Origin of the sequence: Microcoleus sp. F10-B2, from assembly GCF_036704965.1 — a bacterium.
Classification (GTDB): Bacteria; Cyanobacteriota; Cyanobacteriia; order Cyanobacteriales; family Microcoleaceae; genus Microcoleus.
This window is the reverse complement of record NZ_JAUBTB010000218.1, coordinates 1-1613: the sequence shown is the minus strand read 5'-3', so window position 1 is coordinate 1613 and position 1613 is coordinate 1. Positions and strand designations below refer to the sequence as shown.

Annotated in this window: 2 protein-coding genes; both read left to right on the top strand. The window is 38.4% G+C overall.

Going from position 1 to position 1613, the window contains the following annotated elements; genetic code table 11:
- Positions 1-506 precede the first annotated feature (506 nt).
- Positions 507-917, top strand: a complete 411-nt coding sequence (locus QUA99_RS32735; protein WP_333245781.1) for a transposase — start codon at positions 507-509, stop codon at positions 915-917.
- Positions 918-1118: 201 nt separating this feature from the next.
- On the top strand, positions 1119-1319 hold the full coding sequence (locus QUA99_RS32730) for a hypothetical protein (RefSeq protein ID WP_333245779.1): 201 nt from the start codon (positions 1119-1121) through the stop codon (positions 1317-1319).
- Positions 1320-1613: the final 294 nt, after the last annotated feature.

The following is a 1613-nucleotide window of genomic DNA, read 5'->3' as shown; positions in this document are numbered from 1 at the left end:
TCTGATTTTTCGCTCATCTGACTACATTACCATATTTTTCGGCTCTCACTCAACTATTTTTGACCTGAATCCTTACAAAAATCTCTTCTGTTTTTGGCCGCCCAAAAAACTTCTCAGTTGAAATAGCAGCTTCATTGCAACAAGAGTTGAGAGACCCTCCCAGATTTCAGAGTCCTGCTAGAAGTTCATCTCTGGCTCTGGTTGATTAAAGGAATAGCCAGTAGTTACCGGCTGTATATTCTTTAGTTATAGGTGAATTAAAACGTAAATTAAAAATTTCCAGACCTCGCAGTATTTCTCATAAATATACGGCAATTAATGAATTCAAAAATAACTAGCATAACCTGATAAAAGCTTTACTATACAAAGCTTCACCACAAGTAAACAAATATAAAAAAGTTACTTTTTGGTGTAGTGATGAACGATAGGATAGGACTGCATACAATTCGTCTGCGCCTGACGCTTTCCGGCGTCAAACCCATCGGAAAGCATCAATGGAAATTTGAGTGTTTTTGGCTGTATGGGGTAGTATCGAGCGCTACGGGATTTTTTTTTTGGGGGAGTTTTCGCATTTAGATAAAGTTTGTTTTGAAGCCGATTTACAACTTTTGTCAAGACAATATCCTCATGAATTACACATCATTCAAGTAGATAACGCACCCGCTCATAATTTAAGATCATCTCAATTACCAGACAAGATCATTTTACTGTTTCAGCCTCCGGCTTGTCCGTCCGTAAACCCCACAGAAAGAGTGTGGGAATATCTGAAAGATTTTTTAGCTTGGTCAGTATTTAGTAATCTGGACGAACTCCGCATAAGAGTCCAGGAAATTTTGGTGTCTTTCACCGATCGTGTCATTGGTTTTCTGACCGGAGGGTCTTGGATTTTACATTCTTTATCTCTATCACATCTTTAAAAAAATGGTATGAGTTCGGGGATTTTGGATGTCATCCAACATCTCAAATTCATAACAAACATCAAGCTGCGTGTTATGAATGATGGTTATACTGTTTTGAAAAGCAGGCGGCTACTTCTAGAAATAGAGACTAGAGCAATAATCTATAAACAGTCTAGAAAATTTAAAACCTTGACAAACCAACACTTTGCAGCAAAACACATGAGATCTGACAAGCGTCCCCAACCGTGCGATGTAACCCTGTATTCCGACAAAGGTTCCCTTACCTTGCGCTTCCCCAAGCGCCACAACGCCCTCTGGGAACAGTTGGACGGTAAATCGCTTAACGGCAAGCCTAAGTGTCTGGGAATAGGCAAGTACGGTTACAAGGACAACCCAGACTACCAGGGTAAACGCATCTAAATTAGGTTGACAAAAACGTGGTTTTGTGAATTAGCAAATAACTAAAAAAATATTCTTAATACTCTTAACTATAACCCGACTTGAGCAGATCAAATCATAACCTTAAGATTTTCTGAACTTCTTAAAGCCGGATAATTTTTCTTCTTATATTGCTATTATATTTCGAGTATTAATTGGCAGAGTTTAAAATTTTAACTAAATAATTATTGTCCATTGCGGGGGAGCATCTCATATTTGTAAAAACACTTCTTCTGGCTCCTTCCTTCTTCCTCTTTCCTTCTTCCTCTTTCCTCC